Raw genomic sequence first — 7,515 nt, 5'->3', positions numbered from 1 at the left:
GAAAGCTCAACATGACAAACAAGATTCTGATTGTCATTCTGAACCTGCATTAGCAGGTGAAGAATCTCTAGGCAAAGAATCAAGGGGCTCTAAAAGAGATGTTTCGGCTTTTGCAAAGCCTCAACATGACAAAATACCCGACACAAGCACCTTAGAATCCCAAATTGATTCTTTAGTCTATCAGCTCTATAATCTCACCAATGAGGAGATAAGACTTGTAGAATCTTGAAGTTCGTTTGTGTATAATATTGAAGATACTACACAAGGAGTAAAGATGACTTTGGTGATTGAAAATGCAAGCAAGGAATTGCAAAAGGCTATCAAGTCTATGGCGAAACTTGATAATGCCAAAGTTAAGGTTAAAAAAGAAAAAGAATGTTTGATGAAACAAGCCCTTAAAGAAATCAAAAATGGAGAATATGAGGTTTGCCAAGACTTTGAAGAATACAAAAAAACAATGGAATCTTAATGTATGAGATTAGGATTCTTAAGGGATATAAAAAGCAATACAAGAAGCTTTCAATAGATAATCAGATACTAGTTGATAGTATCGTCCAAAAATTAGCCAATGATGAACCTTTAGAGAAAAAATATCAAGACCACAAGCTTAAGGGTGAATTTAAAGACTTTAGAGAATGCCATATTAAGCCTGATTTGTTGCTGGTTTATCAAAAGCAAGAAAACCTTTTGATTCTAACTTGTGTTTCTGTGGGTAGCCATAGCGAATTGTTTAGATAATTTCTTACCACTTACCAAATCAAGCCAAAAAATCATAGATAGAATCACTGCTTTGAATGAATGAGATTCTTGCAATCAAAGAGGCTTGTCAAACTGAGGGCTTTGTGCCCGAAGAATCTCAAATAATGGATTCTAAAAGAGATGTTTCGGCTTTTGCAAAGCCTCAACATGACAATGATTCTTGTCATTCTGAACGAAGCGAAGAATCTCTTCAAAATAATAGAGATGTTTCGCTTTCTGCGAAAGCTCAACATGACAAACAAGATTCTGATTGTCATTCTGAACCTGCATTAGCAGGTGAAGAATCTCTAGGCAAAGAATCAAGGGGCTCTAAAAGAGATGTTTCGGCTTTTGCAAAGCCTCAACATGACAAAATACCCGACACAAGCACCTTAGAATCCCAAATTGATTCTTTAGTCTATCAGCTCTATAATCTCACGAATGAGGAGATAAAAATCGTAGAATCCAAATAGAGATAAATAAAAAGCTTATAGAGGTAGCAAATTGTATATGTGTTACACTCGAGCAATTTATCTGGTAATGTATCGATATTCTGTTTGAGGTAAGGCATGGAAAATCTAGTGATTACATTGATTGTTTCGTTGTGTATTGCATGGTTTTTAAGTAACCGTATAAAGAAAATGAAAAACAACTTTTTAAATAAAAGAAAACAGAGTGATTATACCGTTCTCAACACACAAGATAATCAAGCCAAGAAAACATGGTATTGCAAGCAAAAAGGTCAGAGATATGAGAGGCAAATTGGTAAATTCTTTGAAGAGAGCGGCTATAAAGTCTATTTTAAAGGCATTAATGAGGGGAAAATGGACGGTGGTATTGATTTGATTGCCTCTAAAAACAAAGAAATTCTGTTAATACAATGCAAAAATTGGGAAAATATGCAAGTCAAACAAGAGCATTTGCGCATTTTTATGGGTGATTGTGCGGTATATGTAGAGAAAAATAGGAAAAACCTGCGCAACAAGACACTTAAAAAAGTGTTTGTTACAAGTTGTCAGATACAAGAATATGCGGCAAAGAAGTATGCCAGCGAGAATCATATAGAGTATGTCATTATTCCGTATAATAGGGCTGTATGAGGTTGTTGATTGAAATCTCATAGCTTTTTATTTTAATGAATCTTTTGAATTCTAGTTAGCGGTGCATTAAAGTCTTTTAACATATTAAATCTTCTTAGAATCTTATTGTTTGTAGTATAGACTGCAACGCATTTTAGGAAGTTGTTAATAGCATTGCTACTTGGTATTATTGTCTTCAATAATTGGACGTAATCTATATGTGTAACCAAAATTAGTGAGTGGCACAAACTTAAATTCTACTTTTGCATAAAGATTATTAATGACATTAATATTGTTGTTCTGCGTTAAGATAGGCGTTCTCTCGCTACCTACTTTAATGCCTATACCAAAACAACGAATATCTTTATAGATTCCTATTCCTAAATTGACAAGTATATTTGAGCGGAAATCATAGGCTACATTACCAACCAAACCAAAGTATCCTACATCTCCTCGAATAGACGCATTCAGATAATTAGAAGAATCTATAGGTCGATAACTTAACGTATTAGGATCTAAACTCCATTGTGCATCGTCTCTTTTCAGATAATAAGAGATCGAAGCCGCATAATAACCCTTATTGTAAGTAGCACTTAATGCTAACTCGGTGAAACCATTATAAAGCCATGAATAAAAAAAACTAAAGTTTAAATATAGTCCTTTTATGGGTGAAGTACCCAATTTGTTTTCCATAGGCAACCTAAGCGGAGATTCCTTGTCATTAAAGTTGAAAATTTGTGTGATACGCCAATAAAATAACTCTGAACCTTGTGCGTTGTAGAAGTAATTAGAAAGATTCAATTCCAACCTTTTACGTAATTCATAGAGATTATTTAAGTAGGTTGGATCCCATATATTCTCGCCATTTTGAATGTTATTTTGAATCTCTGGGCTAAGATTGCTAAAATTTCTCAAAATATCAGCACTAATATTGCCATTGCTAAAAACTGCTATATCTATGGGTGAATAGAAAGTGAGTGAAGTCTGCATAGAGTGAAAGAAATTATTATAGCTACGTCCTATATCGCTATTAAGTGAAATTTTATAATTCAAGTTAGCATAATTTCCCATAGATTCATTTAACTGACTAGCGGCATTTGGCGTATCGTATATACGGGCATTTTGCGTATTATAGGCATAGATATTTCCCGCATAGGCACGTAGCCAAAATCCAAGTGAAAGATATTTATTAAGCAGAGAGAATTGCATGCCAAAAGGAATTGCCAATTCGTTAGAGACATAGGAATATCCTTGAGAGCGATAAGCATGTTTCATTTGATAATCAATAGAATAGAGGATTTCTTTTCTAAGGAACGTACTAAGATATTTGTGGTATTGTAAATTAGGTAGATTTTGGAAAGTTTGACTATCATTGTTGGTATTGAGTGAGAGAAAATAACGTAGATTTAATCCAAAATATTGTGTGTTTGTTTGCGCATAGAGATTGATTCGAGATGTATAAAAAGGCGAATTAAGGGTGTATCGTAGATTATCCAATCGCATGTAATCAAGGTCGTTCATATAGACAATATCAAAATACATTGCATTGTCTAAGTGAGAATGTAAGCCAAAATATTTTTGTAGTACATTACGTTTGCTATGCTTAAAATCAAAACCATAGATATGTTGATTCAATAAGTTGAATTGCTGCATGTATGTATCGTTGTTATAGAAGTAACGTACACCTAATATGTATTTATCGTTGCTAGAATCTACTGCTCGGAATTGAAAATTAACACCATAGCCCCTGTTTGTTCGCACTTGCGGGCTTATTGTCATATCCCAGAAATTTTGCAAAGCGAGATAATAGGGTTGAATATAGACTACCCCATCTGTGCTAGAGCTACCAATGGTAGGATAGAGGAGACCTGAAGTACGTTTATTCTCTAATGAGAATCGTAAATACGGAAAGTAAAATACGGGAATATCGCCTATATAGATTCGAGGATTCCATAATGACAACATATTGTTTGATTGATTGTAATTGCCTTTAGATGATTCGATTCTCCATGCTGGACTGACGAATGCACAACCCGATACCATTGACTTTGCAAAGCGATAAGTGGATTTATGATGACTTGCACTTTCGGCATTTGTCCAGATTCCAGAAATAGAATCTTGCACATAAAAAGGGCGAATAATGCTAAAGTTTGCATTGAAATAGATGGTTGCTTGTTGCGTATATACAAAGAGGCTATTTCCTTTGTATATCTTAACGTCGCCTATCATACGAGCTTGTTTGCGGGACGGATTGTAGTAGATTTTATCTGCGAGAATATAGGCTTCTTTGTTTTTAAGGACGGCGTGCTTGCTAATAATTATATAGTCATCGCGACTTTCTACTTGTTGCCCTAGAATTTCAAGCAGTTTGGAATTATCTATATCGCGCTTCTCAACAGCTAGTTGCAAATTTTTTGTAAGATTTTCCTTGTCTTTTGGGGATAGTTTTGTCTTTGTTTGTTGTTGATAGACGATAGGAGTGTTAAGGGTGGGTTGTAGTTTAGAATCCAACCAACTAGAATGGGCTTTGTAGTGAAAAATAGAACGAGACGTATTGTTTTGTGTAGAAGTATCTGCAAGTAAGAGACTACTACACACCAGTACAAATAAACAAATTCTATTGAGAGACAACAATGGTTTTGCCTATTTTATCGTGAAGCGTACGCCTCCATTTGTCAATAAAACCAATCGCAAAGCTAATATAAAATGTTGTACCTAATAAACATTTGCTCACGGCTCTCCCCATACATTGATGCAGGTTTGGTTTATCAAAATGAGAGATATTAATTATTTTGATTCGCAGAATCATTTGTCCGAGCGTTTGTCCATAGAAATACACTAAAAGGAAGTTGTAAATGATTTCTAAACCTATGCAGAGCATTTTATAATACAGCAAGATATTGAGCGAATCTTTAAGACTAGATCGTAGATTTTGTAGTATCGCGCTGTTATCTGTTTGAGAATCTAATTGTATTGTCGTATATTCCGAAGTGTAGACTTGTTGAATTGTTTCATAGGCTTGATGGAGTTGTTGCTTTTGTGAATCAGAAAAAAAAATACTAATAAGCAAAAACATTAATAATAGATCAATCAAATAAGCACCTATTCTTAAAGCAAGTGGGGCTAAATGAATGTTTTCGCGATAGAGATTTGATTCTAAATTATCCATTAGTATCCTTTGGCTTTATTATAGCACAGAATCGAACCGCCGTCTTTGCGAAAGGACGTGTTAATCTTTATTGTTTTGTGCGCCATATGCAAATTTTACATAAATTGCTAAGGCAATAAGCAGGATAGCAACACCAGCAATTAAATATACGGCATATAATAGTTTTTCAGGAGATGAAATGGTGAATTTAAAGACGAGCATTAAGGCTTCTATTGCTAGAGCGATAACAATAGATCCTAAGAATCGAATCATTGTTTTATGCACGGTGTAAGTTTTTTGTCTAGCATTTTTGCCTAACACTTCTTCTTCAAAAATAGCTTTTACTAAATCAAAAATAGCTAAGGCTAGTGTCAGCAATATCGTTGATTCAAAAATATCTTTTATGTCAAAATTATTAAACGCTAAGAGCTCTTTTGACCAAAATTTAATAACCCCTTCAATCATTAGCATAAGGGCTACAACACTTAAAGCAACGGAAAAAAGAAAATACATAGCGATGCTAAAATGTGTAAATGCACCAAAAAACCAACTAGGCGAACTGATTTTGATGGCATCACGTAGAAGAATATCAATACAGACTACAAAAAGCAGTTCGCGCTTTTGATTATAGACTGGGTAAGCGGCAGTAATTATGAGGTTACCATCGATTCGTGAAGGATAGGGGTTTGTAATAATACATCTTTGCTCTTCTAAAGCCTCGTAGAAATAGGCACGTTGTGAGAAATCTTTATATTCGTTAGGGATAATGTCTTTTCTTTGTAGAATATCGCTTATTTGAATGCCATTGCCATCTAAAATATACATGGCGTCAAAATCTTTTATTTCATCTTTGATACGTTTTAATCCTGCAAGCACTGTTGTAAATTCTGGCTTTGGCATAAAATTTTTGATATTTTGCGTGAAAAGATAGCACATATATGCACGTAATTCATGTCGCACATGAGAATAAGTTACAATGTCTTTTGATAGCATAATCTGTCTCCTGATATTTTGATAGAAGCATTTCAACCCAATTAAGCAGCAAGCAAATCAAAGATAGTGATTTGTATTTTAGTTATTTGCATTGCAATAAACTTTCAGGGGCTATTTGATTGGCGAAGAGTTTAGCATAAGGAGTGTTTTTCATTATTTTTTGATAGAACTTACACAAACTTTCGTCATTTTGTAGGGATTCTAGAATCATTTGGATAATTTGAGGAGAATAAAATGGAGGAATATGATTTGGCGTAGAATGTTTTGAAGAAAAATGCTTGAACATTTTTTCGACTAATGCTTTATTGGAAACTTCCACAATGAGCGAATCAATAGGCATTTTAAAAAACATAATTTCTTTGTCTTTGTTGATAGAAATGTAAATTGTATCCATACCAAAAACTTTTGTTGCATGGGAATCAAATAAGTACAGATGTTTATTGTAGTTGTCATAGAATACTTCAAAAACGGTTTGTAAAATAAGAATCTTCTGCTTTTTGGTATAGAAATTACCAATGGGTGAGAAAACAAATCGCAATAGAGATTCTAAAGAATACCATTCATGTGAGATGAATCGATAATCTAGGATTCTTTTACTTCGTTCCATGCGAAGCTGCTTTGCTTCTTCTGAAGTTGAAGCTTTGTAGGGAGATTTTGCGATAAAATCACGATAGGCTGGACCGGGAAATCGTGGTTGGATAACAAAACGGCTCGTTTTTTCTTGTTCTAAAATATATCGCAAGCTACCCTCATAGCCTTTGTCTATAATTTTTACTTCTTGTGCAGGGACGCTCTCAAGCATCATCATAAATTCACTATCGTTACATTCCCATAAACTATAAGGATAGCGAAAAAAATCACATATCTTTTTCTTGGCTTCAGTACTAGGCTCAATGCCTTTCTCAAGCCAGCCTGTTAGAGTCCTCCTGTCTTTTCCTATAATTTGCGAGAGATAGGACACACTTGTGTTATAACGATTGAGAAGTGCTAAGATTTTTTCTATACTTGTTTTCATTACTTTGTCTCTTTACCAAGAAAAATATTATGTAAATATAGTCAAAGTCTGTGATGTTTTGAACTTTTGTAGCAAAATTTTATCAACAACAAATAGATATTATAAAACTAATATATCAATTATCAGTTTATTCTTATCATAAAGAACTATACTTGAAAATTATACTTAGACTTTTTCATTATTGGTGATTTTTAAGTCTTTATTTTGGCTTATCACCATAAGCACTGCTTGAGGATAGAGCTTGTATTCTAATTCGTGGATTCGTTTAGCAAAAGAGGTTTGGCTTTCATTTGGAATCTTCAAAAGCTTTTCTTGCAGGATAATGCTTCCACCATCTACTTCTTCATTCACAAAATGCACGGTAACGCCACCAAAATCATGCGAATCTTGAAAACTTTTTTCTATGGCATTTGCTCCTTTGTGTAGAGGGAGGAAGCTAGGATGAATATTAATTATCTGAAAATCAAGAGGTTTGGCAAAGAAAGAAGGGCTAAGAATGCGCATGAAGCCAGCTAAAAGCAGATATTGTAATCCAATGCTAG

Annotated in this window: 8 protein-coding genes and 2 pseudogenes; 5 read left to right on the top strand and 5 right to left on the bottom strand. The window is 34.1% G+C overall.

What is annotated here, in order from left to right:
* The 5 genes and pseudogenes from CQA66_RS09345 to CQA66_RS08795 all read left to right on the top strand — a co-directional run.
* Nucleotides 1-229, top strand: a pseudogene (locus CQA66_RS09345) (hypothetical protein); the annotation flags it as partial.
* A gap of 45 nt (nucleotides 230-274) precedes the next feature.
* On the top strand, nucleotides 275-469 hold the full coding sequence (locus CQA66_RS08810; protein ID WP_104721378.1) for a hypothetical protein: 195 nt from the start codon (nucleotides 275-277) through the stop codon (nucleotides 467-469).
* Nucleotides 469-738, top strand: coding sequence for a type II toxin-antitoxin system YafQ family toxin (locus tag CQA66_RS08805; RefSeq protein WP_104762782.1), 270 nt, complete (start codon nucleotides 469-471; stop codon nucleotides 736-738). The genes CQA66_RS08810 and CQA66_RS08805 overlap by 1 nt, the downstream gene beginning before the upstream one ends.
* Before the next feature lie 383 nt (nucleotides 739-1,121).
* Nucleotides 1,122-1,211 (top strand): annotated as a pseudogene (locus CQA66_RS09720) (type II restriction endonuclease); the annotation flags it as partial.
* Between the two features lie 96 nt (nucleotides 1,212-1,307).
* Nucleotides 1,308-1,838 carry a restriction endonuclease gene (locus CQA66_RS08795; protein ID WP_104762780.1) on the top strand — a complete coding sequence of 177 codons (531 nt, stop codon included), beginning with the start codon at nucleotides 1,308-1,310 and terminating at the stop codon, nucleotides 1,836-1,838.
* A 156-nt stretch (nucleotides 1,839-1,994) separates the two neighbouring features.
* Here the strand turns inward: CQA66_RS08795 and CQA66_RS08790 are convergent, their stop codons facing one another.
* From CQA66_RS08790 to CQA66_RS08770, 5 genes are all read right to left on the bottom strand, one after another.
* Nucleotides 1,995-4,451: an LPS-assembly protein LptD gene (locus tag CQA66_RS08790; protein WP_233707703.1), complete on the bottom strand. Its 2,457-nt coding sequence runs from the start codon at nucleotides 4,449-4,451 to the stop codon at nucleotides 1,995-1,997.
* The gene (locus tag CQA66_RS08785; protein ID WP_104762779.1) at nucleotides 4,435-4,986 is read right to left on the bottom strand and encodes an RDD family protein; all 552 of its coding nucleotides are present in this window, start codon (nucleotides 4,984-4,986) and stop codon (nucleotides 4,435-4,437) included. Before CQA66_RS08785 ends, CQA66_RS08790 begins: the two co-directional genes overlap by 17 nt.
* Nucleotides 4,987-5,046: 60 nt before the next feature.
* Nucleotides 5,047-5,958 (bottom strand): PDC sensor domain-containing protein, encoded by a 912-nt coding sequence (locus tag CQA66_RS08780; protein ID WP_104762778.1) that lies wholly within the window; start codon nucleotides 5,956-5,958, stop codon nucleotides 5,047-5,049.
* Nucleotides 5,959-6,040: 82 nt separating this feature from the next.
* The gene (locus CQA66_RS08775; RefSeq protein ID WP_104762777.1) at nucleotides 6,041-6,973 is read right to left on the bottom strand and encodes a hypothetical protein; all 933 of its coding nucleotides are present in this window, start codon (nucleotides 6,971-6,973) and stop codon (nucleotides 6,041-6,043) included.
* A 165-nt stretch (nucleotides 6,974-7,138) separates the two neighbouring features.
* On the bottom strand, nucleotides 7,139-7,515 hold a 377-nt coding region (locus CQA66_RS08770), incomplete at its 5' end, for a formyltransferase family protein (protein ID WP_280524087.1).

The sequence above is a fragment of the Helicobacter aurati genome, assembly GCF_003364265.1.
Taxonomy (GTDB): domain Bacteria; phylum Campylobacterota; class Campylobacteria; order Campylobacterales; family Helicobacteraceae; genus Helicobacter_A; species Helicobacter_A aurati.
The sequence above is the reverse complement of the archived record's forward strand: the minus strand, read 5'-3'. Positions and strand labels throughout refer to the sequence as shown.

Excerpts from the sequence above, each read along its gene's own strand:
- CQA66_RS08810 (WP_104721378.1), top strand. The coding sequence starts at position 275 with ATGACTTTGGTGATTGAAAATGCAAGCAAGGAATTGCAAAAGGCTATC.
- CQA66_RS08805 (WP_104762782.1), top strand. The coding sequence starts at position 469 with ATGTATGAGATTAGGATTCTTAAGGGATATAAAAAGCAATACAAGAAG.
- CQA66_RS08795 (WP_104762780.1), top strand. The coding sequence starts at position 1,308 with ATGGAAAATCTAGTGATTACATTGATTGTTTCGTTGTGTATTGCATGG.
- CQA66_RS08785 (WP_104762779.1), bottom strand. The coding sequence starts at position 4,986 with ATGGATAATTTAGAATCAAATCTCTATCGCGAAAACATTCATTTAGCC.
- CQA66_RS08780 (WP_104762778.1), bottom strand. The coding sequence starts at position 5,958 with ATGCTATCAAAAGACATTGTAACTTATTCTCATGTGCGACATGAATTA.
- CQA66_RS08775 (WP_104762777.1), bottom strand. The coding sequence starts at position 6,973 with ATGAAAACAAGTATAGAAAAAATCTTAGCACTTCTCAATCGTTATAAC.